Source organism: Xanthomonas fragariae (assembly GCF_900183975.1).
Taxonomy (GTDB): Bacteria; Pseudomonadota; Gammaproteobacteria; order Xanthomonadales; family Xanthomonadaceae; genus Xanthomonas; species Xanthomonas fragariae.
The window spans coordinates 1,539,871-1,563,635 of the sequence record NZ_LT853882.1 but is presented as its reverse complement, the minus strand read 5'-3'; the positions used below and the strand labels follow the sequence as shown (position 1 = coordinate 1,563,635).

16 protein-coding genes, 2 other RNA genes and 3 pseudogenes are annotated in these 23,765 nt (G+C 61.1%); 10 read left to right on the top strand and 11 right to left on the bottom strand.

From position 1 onward, the window contains the following. The first annotated feature begins 203 nt into the window (after window positions 1-203). Complete coding sequence (locus PD885_RS07215; RefSeq protein WP_002801519.1) at window positions 204-1,010, top strand: IS5 family transposase; 807 nt, start codon at window positions 204-206, stop codon at window positions 1,008-1,010. 4 nt (window positions 1,011-1,014) lie between these two features. Here the strand turns inward: PD885_RS07215 and PD885_RS07210 are convergent. Next, window positions 1,015-1,081: non-coding RNA, sX9 sRNA (locus PD885_RS07210), on the bottom strand. Between the two features lie 297 nt (window positions 1,082-1,378). Next, the gene (rimO, locus tag PD885_RS07200) at window positions 1,379-2,743 is read right to left on the bottom strand and encodes a 30S ribosomal protein S12 methylthiotransferase RimO (RefSeq protein WP_002814504.1); all 1,365 of its coding nucleotides are present in this window, start codon (window positions 2,741-2,743) and stop codon (window positions 1,379-1,381) included. 193 nt (window positions 2,744-2,936) lie between these two features. On the opposite strand from rimO, the gene PD885_RS07195 reads away from it, so the two are divergent. After that, window positions 2,937-3,012, top strand: a non-coding RNA gene (locus PD885_RS07195) — sX9 sRNA. A gap of 83 nt (window positions 3,013-3,095) precedes the next feature. Here the strand turns inward: PD885_RS07195 and PD885_RS07190 are convergent. Then, window positions 3,096-4,952: a hypothetical protein gene (locus PD885_RS07190; protein WP_231892669.1), complete on the bottom strand. Its 1,857-nt coding sequence runs from the start codon at window positions 4,950-4,952 to the stop codon at window positions 3,096-3,098. 332 nt (window positions 4,953-5,284) lie between these two features. Between PD885_RS07190 and PD885_RS07185 the strand changes: the two genes are divergently transcribed. The 4 genes and pseudogenes from PD885_RS07185 to PD885_RS21980 form a co-directional block, all read left to right on the top strand. Next, on the top strand, window positions 5,285-5,947 hold the full coding sequence (locus PD885_RS07185; protein ID WP_002814507.1) for a dienelactone hydrolase family protein: 663 nt from the start codon (window positions 5,285-5,287) through the stop codon (window positions 5,945-5,947). Further along, window positions 5,944-6,387, top strand: a complete 444-nt coding sequence (locus PD885_RS07180; protein ID WP_002814509.1) for an HIT domain-containing protein — start codon at window positions 5,944-5,946, stop codon at window positions 6,385-6,387. The genes PD885_RS07185 and PD885_RS07180 overlap by 4 nt, the downstream gene beginning before the upstream one ends. 27 nt (window positions 6,388-6,414) lie before the next feature. Beyond that, window positions 6,415-6,582, top strand: coding sequence for a LiaI-LiaF-like domain-containing protein (locus tag PD885_RS07175; protein WP_002814511.1), 168 nt, complete (start codon window positions 6,415-6,417; stop codon window positions 6,580-6,582). 63 nt (window positions 6,583-6,645) lie between these two features. Next, window positions 6,646-6,826 (top strand): annotated as a pseudogene (locus PD885_RS21980) (hypothetical protein); the annotation flags it as partial. A 25-nt stretch (window positions 6,827-6,851) separates the two neighbouring features. Here the strand turns inward: PD885_RS21980 and dcd are convergent. Both dcd and apbC read right to left on the bottom strand, forming a co-directional pair. Continuing rightward, a complete protein-coding gene (dcd, locus tag PD885_RS07165; RefSeq protein ID WP_002814516.1) occupies window positions 6,852-7,421 on the bottom strand; it encodes a dCTP deaminase in 570 nt (189 codons plus the stop codon). Between the two features lie 95 nt (window positions 7,422-7,516). Continuing rightward, the gene (gene apbC / locus PD885_RS07155) at window positions 7,517-8,368 is read right to left on the bottom strand and encodes an iron-sulfur cluster carrier protein ApbC (protein WP_002814519.1); all 852 of its coding nucleotides are present in this window, start codon (window positions 8,366-8,368) and stop codon (window positions 7,517-7,519) included. 154 nt (window positions 8,369-8,522) lie between these two features. On the opposite strand from apbC, the pseudogene PD885_RS20575 reads away from it, so the two are divergent. Then, window positions 8,523-8,748, top strand: a pseudogene (locus PD885_RS20575) (hypothetical protein); the annotation flags it as partial. A 430-nt stretch (window positions 8,749-9,178) separates the two neighbouring features. Beyond that, entirely contained in the window at window positions 9,179-12,253 is a 3,075-nt protein-coding gene (locus PD885_RS07150; RefSeq protein ID WP_002814521.1) for a TonB-dependent receptor, read from the top strand. A gap of 115 nt (window positions 12,254-12,368) precedes the next feature. On the opposite strand, the gene PD885_RS07145 is transcribed toward PD885_RS07150, so the two are convergent. Continuing rightward, window positions 12,369-13,964, bottom strand: coding sequence for a phytoene desaturase family protein (locus PD885_RS07145; protein WP_002814524.1), 1,596 nt, complete (start codon window positions 13,962-13,964; stop codon window positions 12,369-12,371). Window positions 13,965-14,260: 296 nt separating this feature from the next. Between PD885_RS07145 and PD885_RS07140 the strand changes: the two genes are divergently transcribed. Beyond that, window positions 14,261-16,402, top strand: coding sequence for a M13 family metallopeptidase (locus PD885_RS07140; RefSeq protein ID WP_052032180.1), 2,142 nt, complete (start codon window positions 14,261-14,263; stop codon window positions 16,400-16,402). Window positions 16,403-16,589: 187 nt separating this feature from the next. Next, a complete protein-coding gene (locus tag PD885_RS07135) occupies window positions 16,590-18,608 on the top strand; it encodes a M13 family metallopeptidase (RefSeq protein WP_002814529.1) in 2,019 nt (672 codons plus the stop codon). Window positions 18,609-18,821: 213 nt separating this feature from the next. Here the strand turns inward: PD885_RS07135 and PD885_RS07130 are convergent, their stop codons facing one another. The 5 genes and pseudogenes from PD885_RS07130 to PD885_RS07110 all read right to left on the bottom strand — a co-directional run bounded on the left by PD885_RS07130 (window position 18,822) and on the right by PD885_RS07110 (window position 23,643). Then, entirely contained in the window at window positions 18,822-19,520 is a 699-nt protein-coding gene (locus PD885_RS07130; protein ID WP_002814531.1) for a rhomboid family intramembrane serine protease, read from the bottom strand. 40 nt (window positions 19,521-19,560) lie between these two features. Further along, window positions 19,561-19,749: pseudogene (locus tag PD885_RS07125) on the bottom strand (MGMT family protein); the annotation flags it as partial. 27 nt (window positions 19,750-19,776) lie between these two features. Next, entirely contained in the window at window positions 19,777-21,147 is a 1,371-nt protein-coding gene (gene gorA, locus PD885_RS07120) for a glutathione-disulfide reductase (RefSeq protein WP_002814534.1), read from the bottom strand. After that, window positions 21,144-22,394 (bottom strand): NAD(P)/FAD-dependent oxidoreductase, encoded by a 1,251-nt coding sequence (locus PD885_RS07115; RefSeq protein WP_088057107.1) that lies wholly within the window; start codon window positions 22,392-22,394, stop codon window positions 21,144-21,146. Before PD885_RS07115 ends, gorA begins: the two co-directional genes overlap by 4 nt. A gap of 7 nt (window positions 22,395-22,401) precedes the next feature. Beyond that, window positions 22,402-23,643 (bottom strand): DUF418 domain-containing protein, encoded by a 1,242-nt coding sequence (locus PD885_RS07110; protein ID WP_002814538.1) that lies wholly within the window; start codon window positions 23,641-23,643, stop codon window positions 22,402-22,404. Window positions 23,644-23,765: the final 122 nt, after the last annotated feature.

The window sequence follows — 23,765 nt, the reverse complement described above, 5'->3', positions numbered from 1 at the left end:
CTCTGCTCCAGGAAGCGAAGAATTGCTTCAAACGTCGTCTGGACATTGCAGCAGTTTTAACGGCAACTGCTTACATTGAAATGACCCTGGCAGATGAGTTGAAGGTCGCGGACCGCCCACAGAAGAAGCCAACATTGGGACAAATCATTAAGAGGGGCTAGAGCGTGTTATGAACTTTGCCCTTGTCACGCTAACGTATACGGATGAAGCCTCGTAAGCCTTATTCCACCGATATTTCCGACGAAGAATGGGCCTTTGCGGCTCCCTATTTGACGCTGATGGACGTGCAGGCACCGCAGCGCAAGTATGAGCTACGCGCGATGTTCAACGCACTGCGGTGGATCGCGCGCGCCGGCGCACCATGGCGATTGCTTCCCAACGATTTTCCGCCCTGGGAAGCGGTGTATCAGCAAACACAGCGCTGGCTGCAAGCGGGCTGCTTTGAGGCCATGGTCAGTGATCTGCGCTCACTCTTGCGTGTGGCGCAAGGGAAAAAAGGCCAGCCGAGCGCGGTCATTTTCGATGCTCGCACGCTGCAGTCCACCTGCGAAAGCGGGCCGCGTGCTGGATACGATGGCTATAAACGCAAGAAAGGCAGCAAGGTACACATGGCCGTCGATACGCTTGGACATCTGCTCGCTGTCCAGGTGACGCCGGCTAATGAGCAGGAGCGCGCGCAAGTCCGATCGTTGGCACAAGAGGTACAACACGTGACCGGTGAAACGGTCAAGATCGCCTTTGTTGATCAGGGCTACACCGGTCAAGAACCGGCGCAGGCGGCCACGGAAGAAGGCATTGAGTTGCACGTGATCAAGCTGCAAGAAGCGAAAAAAGGCTTTGTCTTGCTGCCGCGCCGTTGGGTTGTCGAGCGCAGCTTCGGATGGGCCAATCGTTTCAGACGGCTGGCACGCGACTACGAGCGATTGCCGGAAACCTTGGCCGGTTTGCACTTCGTCGTCTTCACGATCCTGATGCTTGGAAATGCAGCCACCCTCTTTCAAAGTTCATAACACGCTCTAACAAAACGTAGCGAGCAGTCGTCAGGTGGGCGCAGAGGAACCGGAGTGTACGCGTGGTACATGAGGATTCCGAGCACCAGCCGCGCCCGCCTGGCGGCGGCGCAGTAGTTTTGTTAGCCGCTCTAAAGAGATAAGAAAAATTTCCATACCCAATGTAGTTTTAAGCCAGGACTTCCTGGAAAATCTCGACCTACTGGTTAAAAGAAGAAACGCCTACGCGCATCGAAAAGAAGCCGACGACCTAGACCATACGCTCGGACACCGATTCATAACCAAAAAAAACATCCGCGCACTGTCATGCGCGAAGACGCAGAGCTCGCAATGAAACTCATGTACGAGCTTTTCTACACAACCTTGCGCTAGCTGATCACCGCAAGTTCAATCCCGCGATTACCCTTTACCGGTAACGCATCGCCAAAAAGATCGTGCTCATCGCTGTCGGTGATTTCCACCTCGACCAGATCGCCGATCTTCAGCCCGAGCTCGCCGCCGTTCTGGATATGCACCAGACCATCGATTTCCGGTGCGTCCGCGCGTGAGCGCGCCACCGCGATGTCGTCTTCGATCAGATCGACCAGACACTGCTGCACGCTGCCGATTTTGGATTCAAGGCGCGCGGCGGAAATATCCACCTGGCGGGCCATAAAGCGCGCCAGACGCTCCTGCTTGAGTTCTTCCGGCACCGGATCCGGCAACGCATTGGCGCTGGCGCCTTCGACCGGCGAATACGCGAACGCGCCGACCCGATCGAGCTGCGCCTGATCCAGGAAGTCAAGCAACGATTCGAACTCAGCCTCGGTCTCACCGGGAAAGCCGACGATGAAGGTCGAGCGCACGGTGATCTCCGGGCACATCGCCTTCCAGCGCTGCACACGCTCCAGGGTTTTTTCGACTGCGCCCGGGCGCTTCATCAACTTGAGGATGCGCGGGCTGGCGTGCTGGAACGGGATATCCAGATACGGAAGCACCTTGCCCTCGGCCATCAGCGGGATCACGTCGTCCACGTGCGGATACGGATACACGTAATGCAGGCGCGTCCACACGCCCAGCTCCGACAAGCCTTCGCACAGCGCCTTCATGCGCGTCTGGTACGTCCGGTCGCGCCAGGGGCGCTCGACGTATTTCAGATCCACGCCGTAAGCCGAAGTGTCCTGCGAAACCACCAGCAATTCCTTGACCCCACCGCGCACCAGCCGCTCGGCTTCGCGCAGCACTTCATCGACCGGGCGCGAAGCCAGATCGCCGCGCATGGAAGGGATGATGCAGAAGCTGCAACGGTGGTTGCATCCTTCGGAGATCTTCAAATAGGCGTAATGGCGCGGCGTCAATTTGATGCCGTAATCGGGCACCAGATCCACGAACGGGTCGTGGCGCGGCGGCAACGCAGCGTGCACTGCCTCCATCACGCTCTGATAGTCCTGCGGGCCGGACACCGCCAGCACCTGCGGATACGCCTCGCGGATCTGCTCCGGGCGCTTGCCCAGGCAGCCGGTGACGATCACCTTGCCGTTGGCATTCATCGCCTCGCCGATCGCATCCAGCGACTCGGTCACCGCCGAATCGATGAAGCCGCAGGTGTTGACCACTACCACATCTGCAGCATCGTAACTGGGCACGATGTCGTAGCCCTCCACGCGCAACTGGGTGAGGATGCGTTCGGAATCGACGAGCGCCTTCGGGCAGCCAAGGCTGACGAAGCCGACTTTGGGGTTCAGCTGGGACATGGAAGCAGGAGCCTGGGGAACGGAACGGCCTGGGGCCTGAGTGGGGCGTGGGGCCTGAGTAGCGCAATTATAGCGGCGCCCGGGCGCCGCCCGGGCAACGCGCTGAACCGCGCTGCCGGCAAGGCCGCCGTTAGTTTGACTAACGAGCTAGCGAACGGCCGCCAGGCGGGCGCAGCCGGTGCTCGGAATCGGCACATACCGCTTTCACGCCGCGGTTCCTCCGCGCCGTCCACACCCACCTGACGACTGCTCGCTACGTTTTGTTAGCCGCTCTTAGCGCAATATCAGCGCACTGCATCGACGATGCACCGTGCGATATGCCCACGCGCATAGGGCGCATCGCTCAGCGACCTCAAGGGTATAGTGGATTGAGATAAAGTTTGGCCTGCTTCACTCCGCCGACATCGCGCTGTTTGGTGGAGACGCTATAATTAATGCCGCAGATACGAACCATCTGCTCATCGCGAACCTTATGCTGCAATAGCCAGTCGGGCACCTGCTGTGCACCAGGTTTCCAACCGGGCCCAGTGTCCTTCTCGTCGAAGCTCAGTATTGACGCTTGCGACATCTCGGTGGTGTGCTGCGGCTCTGTCGCTTCTTGATACAGTGCCTCCCAGTCGAATGGAATGTCGTAACTCGACACCTCGGGCTGGGCTGACGATGAAGGTCCTGCCACCTCGTCCTCGGGCGTATCGGGATTCCAGTCGCCTTCAGGCGCCTGCGGCCAACCACCCTCAGGAGTGTGTGGAATCATGGAAGAGTAAGAAGAACCCGTTGGTTCAGCTATGCCTCCCTGGTCGGGCAACTGCACGTCAGGAGGATACGTCTCGCGCACTTTCGACAGCATGGTTTTCACTTGAGAGCGGACGTTTAAGCTCAAGCCATTGATGTAGGTCGCAAAATCTTGATCCAACGTTTTGTCGTACAAACGCGACGCCATTGGCGCCTTGTTGTTCTTCTTTAGCCAAACGCTAAATCGGGTCAGACGGCGTGATGTCTTACTGGCGTAGGTTTCTCCTTTAGCATATGTTCTTCCGCCGCTGGACACCCACAAAGTAGCTTTAAAGTGCTCGACGATTTGGCGGTCGTCTTCATTGATATCACTCGTATCAAGATGCTTCCCCGGTATGAATGTCGCTTCGGTGAGTTTAAGTTCCTGCAGTTTCCGTAGCGCCGCAACGGCCTTTCGACTGCCCGCCATGCACGTGCCTGCGAAGGCTTTGGCGTCATCCATCAAGGTTTCGGAGTGCAGTCTTCCCGTTTCCGACAATCCCTGCTTATTCTGGCTATTGAGCCATTCACTAAAGGCGCGCAACGGGCTTGCATACGCGGGACTAGCAGAAAGCGTACCATCGATGAGTTGTTTATCGCCGTCAGGAACCTCATATCTACCAGAAAGCCGTATTTTTGGCGCTCCATAGTTGGCAGATGCGATTTTACGCAGATGCGTCAGTGCCGCGTTCAGACGAATGCCTTGTGACCCTTTTTGGAAATCCGAGGCATCGCGTTTTAGCGCCTCTTTGTCTTGGCGGAGCGACTCTTTGTCCTGGCAGAGCCGCTTTTGCAGACCAGCCTTGCCCCGCTGCCTGAGCCAATCGCTAAAACGTATCAACAAATAGACGTAGCGTTTTATGGCCACCAGTTTATCCCCCCTCTTCCCGGCAGCGTCTACAAGCTGCGCGATGAATTCACTGTCGGCCGGATAGGGTGTGTCGGAGCCTGACAACACGGTCCCGCGTCGAATCTTGCCGCTTAGCTTGGCGAACTCGCTGGGCACATCGCACGAGGTTGATGGACAACCCACTTGCACCTGACGTTCTTCATGAACGGCGGCGTCTTCGAAAGCAGGCTGCTGCTCTGCTGTCCACTGAGGCTCAGGCACATCAGCACGCCCAAGCGGAAGATGATGCGCATGACTGTTGCGGCCCAGGTAGTCGTATGGCAGCGCGAAGTGAAACGGCATCGATGTGCCGTTCTGACCCGGAATCGCGCCCGATCCCGGCGCCGAATGCACAGCAGATGCCTCGGTGCGAAGGAGCTTAGTCGGTCGAGCTGGCAGTTCGCTGAGGACGCCAGAGGATCCTGAGGGCGACGCCATTCCGGACGCAACCGTGCCCGGACTCACCGGCAGGTCAGTCACCTGCTCTGGCATGCGTTGGTAGGTGCTCTGGGCATGCGTCAGACGATTGCTGTTCTTGTGACTCCGCATTTTTTTTGCTCCGCTTCATGATGAAAAAGACGGCTCAGGGCTGGATCTCGTCAAGCTGATGCAGCTCAGGGATATCCGCTGAAAACCGCCAGCTCTCGCGCATTGGCTCCACTGGTGAGCTTGCTTCCCGGCTGGTCGAACTTCCCGGCTGGTCGAAGCGCTGCTGATCCAGCGGTCACCATCAAGCATGCTGATCGATCAATCGCATGCCCAATGCGCAGATGGCGAAGGCGTAACGGGTTTGCCGAACATCAACCTGTAAGCGAGACCCTCACCTGCAGCGTCGCCGGTTCGGTCGATAATGCGCCTCCCCTACAACATCAGGAGTTCCCATGGGTCACTGGACCACGCTCGACACCCCCGACGGCCAAGTCGCCGCCTGGCACGCCACGCCCGTTTCCAGCCCGCGCGGCGGCCTGGTGGTGATCCAGGAGATCTTCGGTGTCAACGAACATATCCGTGCGGTGGCCGATGACTACGCCGCCCGCGGATACGAAGTGCTGGCGCCGGCCTTCTTCGATCTGGAAGAAAAAGACGTGCAGTTGCCTTACGACCAGGAAAGCGTCCAGCGCGGCCTGGCCCTGGCCGATGCGGTCGGCCTGGAGCGTGCGGTGGACGTGGTCAAATGCGCAGCGACTCTGCTGACCCGCGCCGGCAAGGTCGGCACCGTGGGCTATTGCTGGGGCGGCTCGGTGGCGCTGCTGTCGGCGATCCGCCTGGGTCTGCCGTCGGTGAGCTATTACGGCGGCCGCAACACCCAGCTGCTGGACGAAACCCCAAAGGCGCCGGTGATGTTCCACTTCGGCGAACAGGACGCCAGCATTCCGCCCGAGGCGATCCAGGCCCACCGCGAGAAGCTGCCGCAGATGGAGACCTTCGTGTATCCGACCGGACACGCCTTCAACCGCAGCATCGACCCGACCCACTTCGATGCCGACAGTGCCGAGCGCGCATTGGAGCGCACCCTGGGCTTCTTCGAAGCGCATCTAGGATGAGCGAACCCGCATCGAGCAAGCCTGCATCTGGCGCGACCGCCTTCCGGCTCGATCCGCGGCTGGCCGCAGACAGCGTATTCGTCGCCGACGGGCCGCTGTCGCAGGTGCGGCTGATGGACGACAGCCGTTTCCCATGGCTGGTACTGATACCGCGGGTGGCCGATGTCAGCGAGTGGATCGATCTGGATGGCGGCCAGCAGCGCCTGTTGCTGGCCGAGATCAATCAGCTCTCGCAGCTGCTACGTGTGGGCCCGGAGGTGACCAAGCTCAACATCGGCGCACTTGGCAATATCGTGCGGCAGCTGCACGTGCATCTGGTTGGCCGCCATCCCGGCGATGCCGCCTGGCCCGGACCGGTCTGGGGCAGTGGCAGCGCGCAGCGCTTCGCAGCCGATGCGCTGCAACAGCATGTCGCTGCGTGGGCGCAGCGGCTACGATAGGCACCCGTCTTTCAACTACCCTTTCGCATGAAATCCAATGTCGTCGCCGCGCTGATCCTGATCCTCGTCGGCCTGCTGTTTCTGGCCAATAACCTGGGCTGGACCAATGTGAGTCTGGGCCGGCTGATCGCTACGTGGTGGCCGGCAGCCTTGGTCGCTTGCGGCGTTGGAATGTTGTTTGGGAAGGGGAAGTAGCTGGGATCTAGGCAATCGGGCACGGGAACCAGCATGGCCTCGCACCTACAAGCGCATATCGCCATGCGCTATCGCCTGATTCCCGCCCTGTTTCTGCTCACGTTGGGCATATTGTTTTTGCTGGACCACCTTGGACTGGCCCGTTTCGATCCGGACACACTGGTCGCTGTCGGGTGGCAGGCATTGCTGATGGCAGCTGGCGCGCGCCACCCTGCGCTACCGCGAAAGAGCGACCGCGACCTGCCGAAGGCCACGGCCGCGCCATTGCATCAGGTGCGTGGCAAGGTCACGCCGGTCTGGCCCTGGTACTTGCCGCCGCGGTCCTTGTACGAGGTCTCGCAGACTTCGTCCGACTGGAAAAACAGCATCTGCGCTACGCCTTCATTGGCGTAGATACGTGCCGGCAACGGCGTGGTGTTGCTGAATTCCAGGGTCACGTGGCCTTCCCACTCCGGCTCTAGCGGGGTCACGTTGACGATGATGCCGCAGCGCGCGTAGGTGCTCTTGCCCAGGCACACCACCAGGGTGTCGCGCGGGATGCGGAAATATTCCACCGTCCGTGCCAGCGCAAAACTGTTCGGCGGGATGATACAGACATCCGATTCGATATCAACAAAGCTGCCCGGGTCGAAATGCTTCGGGTCGACAATCGTGGAGTTGATGTTGGTGAAGATTTTGAACTCGCGCGAGCAGCGCACGTCGTACCCGTAGCTGGACGTGCCGAAACTGACGATGCGCTGCCCGGCAGCGTCGTGCTTGATCTGGCCTGGTTCGAACGGCTCGACCATCGCGTGCTGTTCGGCCATGCGCTTGATCCAGCGGTCGCTCTTGATGCTCATGCGGTGTTCCTTGAAGACGGAAGACGGCGGGCCGGGCGGCCCGCGCGAAAACGGCAAATTCTAGCAGCGGCCGGCACCAACGGCCGGCCAGCGCGTTACAGCAGCGAGGCCGAAATCGGGATACTGGCGCGCGGACGCTTGCTCAGTTCCTCCGACAGGCGCGCAGCGGCCACCAGATAAGCCTGCGCTGCTGCCGACTCGGGCGCTGCAACCACGATCGGGTGACCGGCATCGCCCTGCTCGCGGATGGCCATTTCCAGCGGCAAAGACCCCAGCAACGGCACGCCATACTGCGCGGCCATGCGCTCGCCGCCGCCTTCGCCGAACAGATGCTCACGGTGACCGCAGTTGCTGCAAGTGTGCACCGCCATGTTTTCGACGATACCGAGCACCGGCACCTCGACTTTTTCGAACATCTTCAGGGCCTTGCGCGCGTCCAGCGTGGCGATGTCCTGCGGCGTGGTGACGATCACTGCGCCGGCCACCGGAATCTTTTGCGACAGGGTCAACTGGATGTCGCCGGTGCCTGGCGGCAGATCGATCAGCAGGTAATCCAGGTCGCCCCACAGCGTGTCGTTGAACAACTGGGTCAACGCGGATGTCGCCATCGGCCCGCGCCAGATCATCGGCGTGTCCTGATCGACCAACAAGCCGATCGACATAGCCTCGATCCCGAACGCACGCAACGGCTCGATCGACTTGTTGTCCGGGCTGTCCGGCCGGCCGCTCAGGCCCAACATGGCCGGCACGCTCGGCCCGTAGATATCGGCATCCAATACGCCCACCCGCGCGCCCCGTTGCCGCAGGGCCAGCGCCAGATTCACCGCCGTGGTCGACTTGCCCACCCCGCCCTTGCCGGACCCCACCGCAATGACGTTGCGGATTCGCGGATGCGGCGCGAGCGCCCCTTGCACTGCATGTGCGGCAATCCTGCGTTCGCCGATCATGCGATTGCGCCCTGTGCAAGGTCGATCGCCGTACTTAAAGCGCATTTCACCATCGTCGTCATTGCCTGCCTGATTCGTCGTGTGCTGCGGCGGCAGCGATAGCTGCATCACCAACCGCAGCGCCAAAGAGGTCGTCAGTGTACCGACTCGTCCACGCGCATCTGCAGACATGGACTACCTAGACGGCAACCTGCCCGTGACCCAGGAGAGCTACAACGGCGCTCCCAGGCTTGGCCAGCCCGATCAAGAACAGCTCGCACACCTACCAGCACTTCACAGTTCGGCGATTAGTTCCCCGGCTCGAAGATCAATGTCTACCTCGGCATCGACAACGCCTTCGACAAGAACCCCCGCGCAACTACTTCAGCTCGGACTCCTAGTCCGGTCTGTATGACAACATCGGCCGGTTCTTACGTGGTGACAATTGTCAGCCTCTGAGCCTGCTGAGTTACGCTACACAACAAAGGCCCCCCGTAACCGGAGCATTTGTTGTGTCAAATATTTCTAATGAAACCTAAAAATCGAACTCAACTATCTTCGGCTACGACGGTCGAATTGCAGCGCTCGGTTCGGTTTGATCACGAATCCTACGCAGTGACAAAATGAATAGTCACGGAACCTGTCGCTGCATCCATGTGCGGACCGTCAAGTTGTGCGCAGTTCCACACATCCAATGCGGATCTCAGTCGTTTTATTAAAAACCATTTAAACCACTTGCGACCTAGAGTACAGATTTATTGCTTTCGAATTGAGGCCATCTGACTTTCCGATGACTGCCAAGTCTCCCGATACCCAGCTAAAAGGTCAGGAATGAGCAATCAATTTCGTCGCCACGCCCTCAAGCGTACCGCTCTGGCTGTTGTGCTGGGCGCCTGTCTCGCCAATGGCGCGGTTTACGCACAAAGCACGACCGGCAGCATCTATGGTAGCGCTCCCTCGGAAGCCGGCAGCACCATCGTCGTGCAGAGCGAAACCGGCCTCAGCCGCACGATCACCGTCGACGCAGATGGCTGCTACAACCTCGGCTCATTACCGGTTGGTGCCTACACCGTCACCTTGCGTCGCGGCGATCAGGTCATCGACACCCGCAAGAACGTACAGTTACGCGTCGGCTCGGGTACTGAAGTGTCGTTTGCCGGTGCGAGCGCCGCAGGCAACGCGGATGCGACAACGCTGGGTGCGATCACGGTCACCGCAGCTAGCGTACCGAAGATCGACGTCAGCTCCACCAGCTCGCGCTCGGTCATCACCTCCGAACAGCTGACAACACTACCGCTGGGACGCAGTGCGGAAGCGATTGCGTTGCTGGCGCCAGGTGCGATCTCCGGAAGCGGCGCTTTCAACAATGGTTCGCGTTCCACCATTTCGTTCGGCGGAGCCAGTGTGACGGAAAACGCTTATTACATTAATGGCGTCAACGTCACTAATCCATTCAACAACCTCGGCGGCCTCAGCCTTCCGTATGGTGCGATCGACCAGCAGGAAACCTATACGGGTGGCTACAGCGCCAAGTACGGCCGCTCGACTGGCGGCGTCATCAGCCAGGTGGGCAAGCGCGGCACCAACGAGTGGCACTTTGGCGCTCAGGCGGTGTGGGAACCCAAATCGCTGGCAAGCTCGCGTGGCGATGCGTGGTATCCCAATAGCACGCTTCCGGCCGATTATGGATATGAAGATGATCAACTGCCAGGGACGATTTACCGTCGTGGTAAAGGCGATCTGCAGAACAGGACAGTTTATAGCGCCTATGCAGGCGGGCCCCTGATCGAAGATCGTCTATTCCTATTCGTGGCTGGCGAATCCAACAAGGTGGACGGCGCGACCACCAATATCGCGACGGCGGCGGCAGATCAGGGACGTAGCCATTACGACAACAGTTCGCCGAAGTTCTACGGCAAGCTGGACTGGAATATCAACGACAGTAATATCCTCGATTACACACGAATCGAGAACACCGATCGGCGCTCCGGTGTCTACAGCAACTACGACTATGCTTCTTACACGGACCGGGGTCCGTCCGGGTTGTTTACAGATACGTACAAGCTCAAGGACAGCGTCGATATTCTGAAATTTACCAGTTACATCACCGATGACCTGACTTTGAATGCGATCTGGGGACGCGATACCCAGCATAACCAGCAGTGGAATCTAGGCGCATCGGCACTACCCAACATCGCAAGCGCGAATCTGCAGGATCCTGCGATCACCGGCGGCAGGCGCATAACCAATGGGCAGGCTACCACCACAGTCAAAGCGCGCGACCCGATCAACAAGAGCCGCAATCTTCGCCTGGAGTTGAATTACCGTCTGGGCGACCATGACCTGACCGCTGGCGTAGACAATATGTACTTCAACGCCTACGATGAAGGCGTCTTCACCAGCGGGCCAGGCTATCGCTGGATCTATGGTAGTCAAAACGACCCGAGCGAACCGATTAATGGTGCGCTCGGAGTTGGTCCGTCCGGCGGCGAAGGCTACTTCGTGAACCGCCGCGTATTGACAACGGCTACCAGCATGTCCGTTGAACAGAAGGCCTACTATCTCGAAGATCGTTGGCAGGTCAGCGATAACTGGCTGCTCACGCTGGGTATCCGTAACGACAAGTTCACCAACTTCAACAGCGATCACGTGGCCTACGTGGACAGCGGCGACCAGTGGGCCCCACGCGTGGGCGTCAGCTGGGATGTATTTGGCGACTCTTCATTCAAAGTCTTCGCCAACCTCGGCCGCTACTATCTGGCCTTACCCAATCAGGTTGCCATCCGAGGAGCGTCTGCTTCGACGTTCACCAATGAGTACTTCACTTACTCGGGGATCGATGCAAATGGTGAGCCGACCGGTCTGACTGCACTCGGTCCCGGCCCGGTTTCTTCCAACGGGGAATATGGCCAGGCGCCGGATCCGAACTCGTTTGCTCCAAGCGATCTGAAGTCGCAGTATCAAGACGAATTCCTGATCGGATTCGAAAAGACACTGGGCGAGAAATGGAATTCAGGCGCCAAAGTCACGTATCGCAAACTGCAGACTGCGATCGATGATGTCTGCGATTTGGGCCGTATGTCCGATACGCTCGAGGCAGCAGGCGGCGATGCCAGTAGCGTGACCATTCCTGGTTGCGTCATGTTCAACCCTGGCGAGACCAATACCTACAACCTTCCCAACACCGATGGCTCTGGATATACCCAGTTGCGCATGTCGCAGTCCGATTGGGGTTTTACGGACAAGGCCAAACGTAACTACGTCGCCGTGGACCTGTTCATCGAGCATCCCTTCGACGAAAAGTGGTATGGCCGCGTCGACTACACTTGGTCGCACCTATACGGGAACACCGAAGGACAGGTGAAGTCAGACCTTGAGCAAGCCGACATCTCCAAGACCCAGGATTGGGATGCGGCGCCACTGATGTACTTCGCAGGCGGCAATCTGGCCAACGACCGTCGGTATCAGTTGAAAGCGTTTGGCGCCTATGAGTTCACTCCTGAGTGGCTGGCATCGGCTACGGTACGGGTCATGTCCGGCACGCCGAAGTCCTGCCTGGGCTATTACGCCGGACCTGACGCCGCAGAGCTAGATTACGACCCGGTCGGTTATGGATCGTCGTATCACTACTGCTACGGCCAGCCGGTGCCTACGGGCAGCGCTGGCGAGACCCCTTGGATCAAGAATCTGGATCTGGGCGTCACCTATCGTCCAGCCTTCGCCGATCACAAGCTGGCGTTTGCGCTGAATGTTTTCAACGTGCTGAACGACCGCTCGGTCAATCGCGTATCCAGCACCAACGAAACCAGCCGCCGGACCGTGTCCAACACCTATGGGCTCGGCACCGAAGCTTGGAGCTACAACCAGCCGCGCTACATGCGTCTGACTGCGTCATACGATTTTTGATCGCAATCGCACGGGTGTCGAAAGCACCTCCACCGCGCCTTCGACACCCCATTCAAATGCACTTTCGCCCCGGTACTTCCAGGGCTTTTTCTTGGGAGCCGTCGCGCCGCCTGAGTCAGCCGTGCACAATCACCCGCGCCGCATTGTGCCCCGGCGCTCCAGTCACACCACCACCGGGATGGGTGCCTGAGCCGCACAGATACAACCCGGCAATCGCACCGCGATACGCGCCCTGCCCCAGCATCGGGCGTGCGCTGAAGAGTTGATTGAGGCTGAGCGCGCCGTGGAAAATGTCGCCACCGACCAGTCCAAAGATGCGCTCCAGATCGAGCGGGCTGAGAATCTGTCGGCCTAACACCGATGCCGCGAATCCGGGTGCGTAGCGCTCTACTGTTGCAATCATCAGATCGGCGACCTCCTCGCGATGGTCATCCCAGTGCCTGCCATCCGGTAGCTGCGGTGCGACGTGCTGACAGAACAGACTGGCGACATGTTGGCCGGGCGGCGCCAGCGTGGCGTCCAAGGTGCTGGGAATCAACAGTTCGACCACCGGTTCGCGCGACCATCCGACTGCACGCGCGTCATGCCATGCGCGATCCATATAGTCCAGGCTCGGGGCCAGGATAATGCCGGCGGTGAGATGGTCGCCGGCACCGGGTAATGCAGTGAAGTCAGGCAGATGCGAGAGCGCAACATTCATGCGGAACGTGCCAGATCCGCAACGGTACTGCGCCATACGTTCGCGCGTTGCCTCTGGCACATCCTCTGACCGCATCAGCCGCTGATAAAGCAATTTAGGATTGACGTTGGCGACCACGTTACCGGCGCGAATCGTCTTGCCATCGGCAGTCACCACACCTGTTGCATGCCCCTGCTCCACCAGCACCCGGTCGACTGCGCAGCCAGTGCGAATTTCCACGCCATATTCGCGCGCGCTTGCGGCCATCGCCTGGGTGATCGCGCCCATGCCGCCAATGGCGTGACCCCAGGCGCCTTTGACGCCGTTGCTTTGCCCGAACACGTGATGCAACAACACGTAGGCCGTGCCCGGCGTGTAGGGGCTGGCGTAATTGCCGACAATGCCGTCGAAGCCGAATAGCGCTTTGATTGGTGCGCTTTCGAACCAGCGATCCAGATACTCGGCGGCGGAAATCGTGAATAGGTCGAGCAAGTCTTGCCACAACGCGAGCGGTAATTCCTGCAACTGCAGGCCGACCTTACCCGCGCGCCACAGCTGCGGCAATGCCCGCAGCCATCCACCATCGGTCACATTCGGCGGCGCTTGCAACGCCAAGGACCGCAACACGTCGGCCAATTGTTCCAGACGCGCTTCGTAGGCCGGCAATGCCGCAGCATCGCGTGCAGAAAATTTGGCGATTTCCTGTGCCGTGCGTCCTGCACCGGCCAGCAAATACTCCCCATTGGGCAACGGAAGAAAGTTATTGAGGCGGCGCGGCACCACACGCAAGCCGTGGCGTTCCAGCGCCAGATCGGCGATGACCTTGGGCTGCAGCAACGACACCGTGTACGCCGCCACCGAATTGCGGAATCCCGGGTAGAACTCTTCGGTCACCGCCGCGCCGCCGACCACCTCACGCGCTTCCAGTACCAGTATCCGTTTGCCGGCCTTGGCCAAATACGCAGCGCAGACCAAGCCATTGTGGCCGGCGCCGATGATCAGTGCATCCAACGGTCTGTTGGTGATGGGCATGCGCTTGTATATAGCACCGCTTGCACACACCGGCGACTTGGGCGGTAGCGACCTTGCGACATCTGTCCACTCGCCCACACCCACAAAGGCAATGTTGGCCTGGAACTCTGCTCAGAGCCGCACTGCCCAAACCGAAGAGGCCTAGCACGACCTGCGCTGCGCACTTCGAAACGCACACCAGACCAACCTTACGCCAGCCCGTCTACACACTCCGCACCCATGACCTTCGACACCATGCCATCCAGCTGGCGAGGCGTAGAGTGCCTGCCACGGGCCTGGCAACGGGCTTCCCATTGATGCTTCTGGAGTCCTTTGTGATTAGTAAACCTTGTTTATTGACGTTGACCCTGGCCGTGGCCGCCGCACTGAGCGGTTGCAAGAAGTCCGAAGACAGCGCGTCGGCCGCTCCCGCAGCCGACACCGCAGCGACCACCCCCGCTGCGCCCAAGACGCTGACGCTGGATCAGAGCAAGCTACCGGCGCTGAACCAGTTCACTGCAGCCGATCTGGATGCCAACGGCAACGCCTGCACCGACCTCAATGCCTACGCCAACGCCAAGTTCCTTGCGGCCAACCCGGTGCCGGGCGATCGCACCGGCTGGGGCACATTCGAAATACTCGATGAGCGTTCCAATGCGGTCCAGCAGCAACTGGTCGAACAGGCCGCGGCCGACACCAGCGCCACTGGCGTGGAGAAGATCGTCGGCGACCTGTGGTCCACCGGCATGGACGAAGCCAAGATCAACGCGCAGGGCATCGCGCCGCTGAAGCCCCAGCTGGCCGCGATCGACGCCATCAGTGACCAGGCCAAACTGGTCGATTACCTGCGCAGCAGCGCCGCCAAAGGCAACAACGAACTCTTCAGTTTTGGCGCCGAGGCGGACTTCAAGAAGTCCAGCCAAGACATCGCCTACGCCATGCAGGGTGGGTTGGGTCTGCCGGATCCGGAGTACTACACCAGCCCCACCAACAAGGCCAAGCTGGATGCCTATCAGGCGCACGTGGCCAAGGTGCTGGAGCTTTCTGGCATGGCTGCGGCCGCCGCCGCCGCGCAGGCCCCGCAGGTGGTCGCGTTCGAAACCCGTCTGGCCAAGGTCTCCAAGACCAGCACCCAGCTATCGCGCGATGCTTCGCTGGCCTACAACCCGATCTCGCCCGCCGATGCCGACAAGCTGACGCCGAACTGGTCGTGGACCGAGTTCTTCAAGTCGCAGGGCGTGACCACGCCGGAGATGTTTTCGCTGGCGATCCCGGCCTTCCATCAGGAAGTGAGCAAGATGATCGCCGATACCGACCCGGCGATCTGGCGCGCATATCTGCGCTTCCACACCGTCGATGGCGCCTCGCCGTTCCTCAGCCAGCCGTTTGTCGATGAGAACTTTGCGTTCTACAACAAGACCATGCGCGGCCAGAAGGAAATCAAGCCACGCTGGAAGCGCGTGCTGGCAACGGTCAATGACCAGGCCGGCGAGGCGCTGGGCCAGATGTACGTCAAGGTCGCCTTCCCAGCCGATTCAAAAGCCAAGATGGAAACGCTGGTGACCAATCTGCGCACCGCGCTGAGGGCCCGCATCGAAAAGCTGGACTGGATGAGCCCGGAAACCAAGGCCCAGGCGATCGCCAAATGGGAAAGCTTCACGCCCAAGATCGGTTACCCGGAGAAGTGGCGCGAGTGGAACGGCTTGAACACCAGCCGCGACAGCTACCTGGGCAACGTGATGGCGGCGACCGAGTACAACTACAAGTGGAATCTGTCCAGGATCGGCAAGCCGGTGGACAAGACCGAATGGGGCATGAGCCCGCAGACGATCAACGCCTACTACAACGCGCTACAAAACGAGATCGTGTTCCCGGCCGCCATTCTGCAGCCGCCGTTCTTCGACCCGAATGCGCCGGAGGAAGTGAACTACGGCGGCATCGGCGCAGTGATCGGGCATGAGATGACCCACGGCTATGATGAGCAGGGCAGCCGTTTCGGTGCCGATGGCAACTTCATCGCCGATCCGGGTTGGTGGACGCAAAAGGATCGGGCTGCGTTCAAGGCACGCACCGGCAAGTTGATTGCGCAGTTCGACGGCTATCGCACCCCGGCTGGCGATAAGGTCAAAGGCGACCTGACCCTGAACGAGAACATCGCCGACCTGGGCGGCCTCAACACCGCCTATGACGCGATGAAGACCGCCACCGCCGGCAAGGACGACCCCAAGACTGACGGCATTACACGCGATCAACGCTTTTTCCTCAACTGGGCCACGGTATGGCGCCGCAACGTCACGCCGGAAAATGCGGTGGTGCTTCTAAAGACCGACCCGCACGCACCGTCGAACTTCCGCGCCATCGGTGCACCGTCTAACATGCCGGCATTCGCCACCGCGTTCTCGTGCAAGGCAGGCGATGCGATGGTGCGTCCCGAGAAAAACCGCGTTGTGATTTGGTAAGTGCTGATCGGTTAAATCTGTTGCAATCGCTTTCCACCAGCACGTTGACAACGCACAGGCCCGCACTCGCGGGCCTGTGCGTTCATGCAGGCGGCCAGCACCGAAGACGAACCGCAGCTCGCGCCCGCCTGCACGACGCGCAGCCTTGCTAAACTCCGCCGACTTTAATTTGGCACCCTTTTTCTCAATGCCCACCATTCGTCCGCTTGCCCTCGCTCTTAGCTTCAGCCTGATCACGCTGCTGTCCGCCCCCGACGCCGACGCGGCGCGCAAGAAGAAGGCCGCTGCCGCTCCCAAGGCTCCGACTGTGTCGGCAGCCTGCACCGATTTCTACGCCGATGCCAACGCTGGCTGGCTCAAGAGCAACCCGGTGCCGCAGGCCGGCGCCGTCACTGCGTTAGGCCAGCTGTCCGAGCGCGCCCTGCAGCAGCAGCGCGAGTTGCTGGACGCGTGGACGAAGGCGCCGCAGGGCAACGTGCAGACACTGCTCGGCGACTTCTGGGCTAGCGGCCTGGACGAAGCGTCTGTCGAAAAAGACGGCTCCAATCCCATCGCGCCCTTGCTCTCGCGCATCGACGCCATCAAGAAGGCCAAGGATGTGGCAGCTTCAATCGCCGCATTGCATCAGGTCGGTATCCCGGTCGGCTTCAACTTCGGCCCGGACGTGGACCTGAAGGCGCTGGATCGCCACATCGGTTACTTCATGCAGGGCGGCATGGGTCTGCCCGACCCGGCCTTCTACACCCGCACCGATGCCGACACCCAAGCGCTGATGGGCCGCTACCGCAGCTACGTCAAGCAAATGCTGGCGTTGACAGGAACCCCGGCCGACAAGCTGGAAGCCGATGCCGTCTCCGTACTGCAGATCGAAACCGCACTGGCACGCAACGCGCAGTCGGTGGGGGGCATCAACAGCCCGTTCAACAACTACGCTCCGATCACCACCAAGGAGCTGACCAAGCAGTACAAGAACCTGCGCTTGGCCGACTTCCTGGAAGCCCAAGGCGTCAAGGACGACTTGGTGTCGATGGCCGACGCGGACATGTTCAAGCAGCTCGACAGCATGATCGTCAGCATCAAGCCGGAACAGTGGAAGGCTTACCTGCGCTGGCGCGTGGGCGATGCGATGGCGCCGTACCTTTCCAGGAGCTTCCACGATGCCGAGTACCAGTTCCGCGGCCGTCTGCTGCGTGGCGATGCATTGCCGCCGCAGCGTTGGCAGCAGGTGCTGGAAGCGATCAACGTCGCCGCCGGACCGATGCTCGGTCGCGAATATGTGGCGCGTTACCTGAGCAGCGACACCCGCCGCCAGGCCGAAGCCATCGCCGAGCAGGTGCGCGACGCGCAACTGGCCGCGCTGGAGCGCACTGGCTGGGGCAACGGCGAAGTGATTGCTGAAGCCAAGGCCAAGCTGGCTGCGATGAAGATCGAAGTCGGCGCGCCACGTCGCGATCTGGATTACACCGTGCAGCCGATGGGCCGTGGCAGCTTCGGCGGCAACATGCTGATCGCCTCGACCTGGCGTCACCACGAGGAAATGAAGCGCATCGGCAGGGGCAACGCCGACCGTCGTTGGGACGTACTGCCGCAGCAGCCGGCGGTGGTCTACGACATCGCGCAGAACCGCCTGATCGTCACCGCCGCCGTTTTGCAGGCTCCGGTTCTGACCGCCGGCAGCACCCCGGCCGTGCAGTACGGCGCTTACGGTGCGCTGGTCGCACACGAGATCACCCGTGCGATCGATGCCAAGGGTTCGCTGGTCGATGCCAAGGGCGAGCTGCGCAACTGGTGGACGCCGGCCGAGAAGACCAGCTGGACACTGCTGACCGGCAAGGTGGCCGACCAGTTTGCCGCCTACCCGTACCCCGGCGTGCCCAACGTCAAGGTCAACGGCGCGCAGACCGCCGAAGAAAACCTGGCCGACCTGGCCGGTATCGAACTGGCCTGGCAAGCCTTCATCAAGGCGCAGCCGGCGGCTACCCAAGCGGACAAGCAGGCGTTTTTCACTGCCTGGGCCGGCCTGTGGGCACAGCAGTTGTCGCCGAACGAAGCAGTGCAACGCGCAAGCGCCGACATCCGCGCACCGGGCCAGTGGCGCACCAACGGCCCGCTGTCCAACCTACCCGAATTCGGGGCTGCTTTCAGGTGTAAGCCAGGGGAGCCAATGCAGCGCGTGGATGCCGAGAAGCTGCAGATCTGGCGCTGATTGATAGAAACAGAGAGTCATGAGCAATAAAGAAAGAGCGCGGAGTCCGCGCTCTTTCTTTGTCTGCATGTCGCGTCAGGGCTGTCTAGCAACAACGCGCCTAACCCATTCCTCGTAGGAGCGGCCTAGGCCGCGAGGGCTTATCGATACAGCCTCATCGCGGCCAAGGCCGCTACTGCGGATCACTCAGACTTGCTGCTGTCTTGACCTAGCTCAACGCACCACCCGCAGCGGCGGCTTACGAGCTTTGCCGCCCCCTTTTTTGCCGCCGCTGCCACCGAACGGTGACTGGCCGCGCCAGTAGCGGATCATCAACCAGCCAAACAGCATGCCGCCCAGATGGGCAAAGTGAGCCACGCCCGGCTGCCAGCCGGTCGCGCCCAGGAACAATTCGATCGCACCGAACACGATCACGAACGTGCGCGCCTTCATCGGGATCGGCGGAAACAGCAGCATGACCCGCTGGTTGGGAAACAACATGCCGTATGCCAGCAACAGGCCGAATACGCCACCCGAGGCACCCACGACCGGCGCACCACTCTGGGTGAACCAGGCCATCAACAGCTGGCACACGCCGGCACCGGCGACGCACACCAGGTAGTAGGTCAGAAAACGCTTCTGGCCCCAGGTCTGTTCCAGCGCTGCGCCGAACATGAAAAGCGCCAGCATGTTGAAGAACAGATGGTTGAAACTGCCATGTAGAAATGCATAGGTCAGCAGTTGCCACGGCATGAAGCTGGCGCCGGGCGAGAACGCATCGAAGCCACTGGAGATCGGCCACAACATCAGCGATGACAGCGCGGCGTCTGACGGCAGCAACGCCGCGCCCAGATCGCCCAATGCCCATTGCAACAGGAACACGCCGATATTGGCGATCAACAACGCTTTGGTGACGGGCGGCAGTTGGGGCATGACGGCATCCTTCGTAATCCCAGGCATCATAACGGCAGGCTTATGAAGGCCCCCACACGGCGGCATCCAGCCGCTGCGCGGCGCCGGCGCAGCGTACACGTCCCTGCTCGACCTGCAGCAGGCCTTCGCAGCGCAGGCGCTGACATTGCTTGCGGTAACCGGACGAGCCTTCGGGCAAGGCGATTCGGCCATCGCTGCGCAGCACACGGTGCCAGGGGAGTTGCGAATCCCTCGCCTGCCCACCGCACTTACAACATTAATGCATCAACACAATCTCTTCAGACGACGTGGGATGAATCGCCACGGTCTCGTCGAAGTCGCGCTTGGTCGCGCCCATCTTCACTGCCACGGCGAAGCCCTGCAGCATTTCGTCGGCGCTCTCGCCTATCAGGTGTATACCAACCACGCGTTCTTCCTCGCCCACGCAGACCAGCTTGAACAGACTGCGCTGCGATGCGGCGGCCAGTGCATGCAACATGGGCCGGAAGGTGCTGCGATAGACACGCACCGCTCCGTTGTAACGCGCGCGCGCCTGTTCTTCGGTGAGCCCGACATGCCCGAGCGGCGGGTGCGAAAACACCACGCTGGGCACGCCTTCATAGTCCATGCGCGCATCAGGTTGATTGCCAAACAAACGATCCATCAACTTGCGACCCGCAGCGATCGCTATCGGCGTCAGTCCCACCTTGCCAGCGACATCGCCGATCGCATGGATGTTCGGCACGCCGGTGGTCTGTCCATCGTCCACCAACACCTCGCCCTTGTCACCGAGCGCAACGCCGACCGTTTCCAGGCCTAACCCGGCACTGTTGGCACGTCGGCCCACGGCAAAGAACACCTTGTCGAATACGTCGTTGCCCTGCTCGCTGGTGTGTGCCGGACGACCGTGCACACGTAGCGCGCCTTGCGCATCGCGCTCCAGAGCGGTGGTGGTGAAACCGAAATGCAGACGGACACCCAGATGACGCAGGTTATCGGCCAACTGCAACGTCAGTTCGGCATCGAAGCGCTCCAGCAAACGATCGCCTTGCACGAATAAATGCACGCGGCTGCCAAGCGCTTGCAGCAGACCAGCAATTTCCACAGCGATATAGCCGCCACCCACAATCGCCACATGCGCAGGCGCATGACACAGATTGAAGAAATCGTCGGAGACTTCGCCGTGCTCGGCACCGTCCACCTCCGGGCGCAAGGGATGCGCGCCGGTGGCGATCACGATGTGCTCGGCGTTAATCGGCACGCCGTCGCCGCCCATGAGGGTATGACGGTCCTGCAGCACGCCACGCTGCGGAATCAGCACCACGCCATCTTCGTTGAGGCGGCGCCGATAGCTTGCGTGGATGTTGGCGATGTAGCCCTGCCGGTGCGTGACCAGCTCCTGCCAGGCCAGCGTCGGGCGTGGCACATCGAAACCGAGCGCGCTTGCCAGCTCGATCTTGCCGGCCAGATCGGCCGCCAACCACATCGCTTTCTTCGGCACGCAGCCAAGATTGACGCAGGTGCCACCCAGCGCGTTCGGCTCCATGATCGCCACGCGCACGCCATGTTTGGCCGCGCGAAATCCAGCGGCCAGGCCGCCCGAGCCGCCGCCCAGAATCACGACGTCATAATCGTAACGCGCACTCATGCGAAGCGCTCCGCACGGTAAGGATGCGGGTCAAGCGCAGGTGCGCGGCCCGTGATCAGGTCAGCCATCAGTTGTCCGCTTGCAGTGCTCATGCTGATGCCGAGCATGCCATGCCCGGCTGCCAGCCAAACGTGAGGACGGCCGGGCACCGCGCCCAACACCGGCACATCGTCCCAGGTCATCGGCCGCCATCCGTACCAACGTTCGATCACCGCAGGACCGGCCGGCGCGTGTAAATAGTCGGCCGCAGCGCGTTCCAGTGCAGCCAAACGTGTGGGATTCAGTTGCGTATCGTACCCTGAGAATTCCATCGTGCTGCCGATCCGCAAGCGATCGCGCCAAGGCACCACGAACACCCAGCGGTCTTTCAACACCACCGGGCGACGCGGCATCAGCGATGGGGCGCTGTAGGTGATCGAATAGCCCTTGCCGGCCTGCACCGGCAAGCGCAAGCCCAATTGCGCAGCCAACACTGGCGACCACGGACCGGTGGCAATGACCACCTCGCGCGCATGCAACTGCCCGTGCTGGGTGTGCACGCAAGCACCGTGGGCTTCGGGCAAGACCGCATCCACGCGGCAGTGCTCGTCGATCGCAGCGCCACGCGCCCGCAACACGCTCGCCAGCTCGGCGGTGTAGCGCTCCGGACGCAGATGCGCATCGCCGGGGAAGTGGATGGCTCCTGCGATGCCGCTGCGAAACGCAGGATCCTGGCGCGCGTAGTCGGCGCCATCGATCACCTCTGCCTGGATGCCCCACTGCGCAAGCACCGTGCACTCTTCGCGGTACTGCGCGAAGCGGCCCGCGTCGCCAAACACGTAGTCCAGCCCGTCGCTGCGGAATTCGCAATCCAGCGCATAACGCTGGACCCAATCATCAAACCGGTGGCGTGCATCGCGCAACAATGCCGCCCGCGCCTGCGCGCTGGTCTGCCAGTCGCGCGCATTGCAGCGCCGTGCAAATCGCAGTAACCAGCGCCACAACGCAGGATCTAGTCGCGGTGGGATATACAACGGCGCATCCGACGTCAGCATCCATTTCAACGCCTGCGCGAGCATGCCTGGTGCCGCCAGTGGCGGCGCATGACTCGGCGTAATGGTGCCGCAGTTGCCATACGAGGTAGCCGCACCAAGCGCACCGGCGTCGAGTATGCGCACGTGCCGACCGGCCTCGACCAGTGCCAATGCGGTAGCCAGACCAATAGCGCCGGCACCGACCACCACCACATCGACACGTGCACCGGTCATGTGCGCGCTACCCAACACGCGCGCTGCCACGCCACATCGGTGGCAGATGCAAATAAGTCACGCTGCGCCACAGCCATTCCATCGGCCCGAAATGGAACCAGCGCAGCCACAGCTGGCTCAGCACCGCCTGCAGCGCGAACAGCGCCAGCGCAAACGGCAGCTGCCACACCCGCGACAACTGTTCGAAATAGCCCAGCCCGTAGCCGTAAAAAATCCATGTACACAACAACGACTGCAGCAAGTAGTTGCTCAATGCCATGCGCCCGGCCGGCGCAAGCCAAGCCAAGTACGGTGCCAGTCGCACAACCCACGCTGCATAGCCCAGGCTCATCAGCGGCCCGGCAATCAGCGACAACGCGAACGCACCCGAAAGACGCAAATCCAGACGTGCCGGATCGATCCACGGCTCTAGCGCAAGACTCACCAGCATCGCACCCAAGCCGAGCGGCAACACGCCGTAGCGCAATGTTGCAAACAGGCGTGGGAAGCGCTCAGGCGTAGCGATCGCACCGCTACGCACAAACCAACTGCCCAGCACAAACATGCCGAGCATGGCAGGGCCGTTGATGCCGAGCCCGGTCATCGCTTCCCGCAAGTCATGCCAACGCTGCAGCGTGGCCTGCAGATAGGTGCCACTTCCGAACGCGGCGCGTTGCGCCTGCACATTTGCCACCGCTTGTTGCGCGGCGTCGGCCATCGCAGCTTTCCATTCCACTGCATATGCCGGATCGGCCTGCGTCACCGTCTGTGCCGCGCCATACAGCAGGATCAAACCAGGCGCACAGAGATAAACCAACGCGGCAAACCACGGCAGCGTCACCGTTGGCACCGTGCGCGCCGTCAGCAGCAGCAACGCCAGCAGCGCATAGGCTACCAGGATATCGCCGGACCATATCAGCAATGCATGGGCAAGGCCGATCACCAACAGCCCGGCGGTACGACGCAGGTACATGCCGAAAAACGCGCGCCCGGCCTGCTCGGCGCGCTGCGCCATCACCGCAAAGCCCATGCCGAACAACAACGAAAACAGCGTATGAAACTTGCCCTGCACAAGCACATACACCAGCGCATCGGCAATACGATCGGCGCCGTGCCAATGCGGCTCCACGCCGGTCGAGGCCAGATCGAGCGGGCCGACGAAGGCTTCGATATTCATCAGCAGGATGCCAAGCAGCGCGAAACCGCGCAGCACGTCCAACACAAAGATGCGCTCGGTCGTGGCAATGGGCAGCAAATCGCGCTGTGTCATCACGGCTCAGACAACAGGATGCGGCGTCGCGCGCCGCAAAACGCAAGCGGCCCGCCGAGGCGGCAGGCCGTCAGGGGCACAGCCATCATGCACAGTGGCCAGCAAAGCGGAGCGAGCGACTA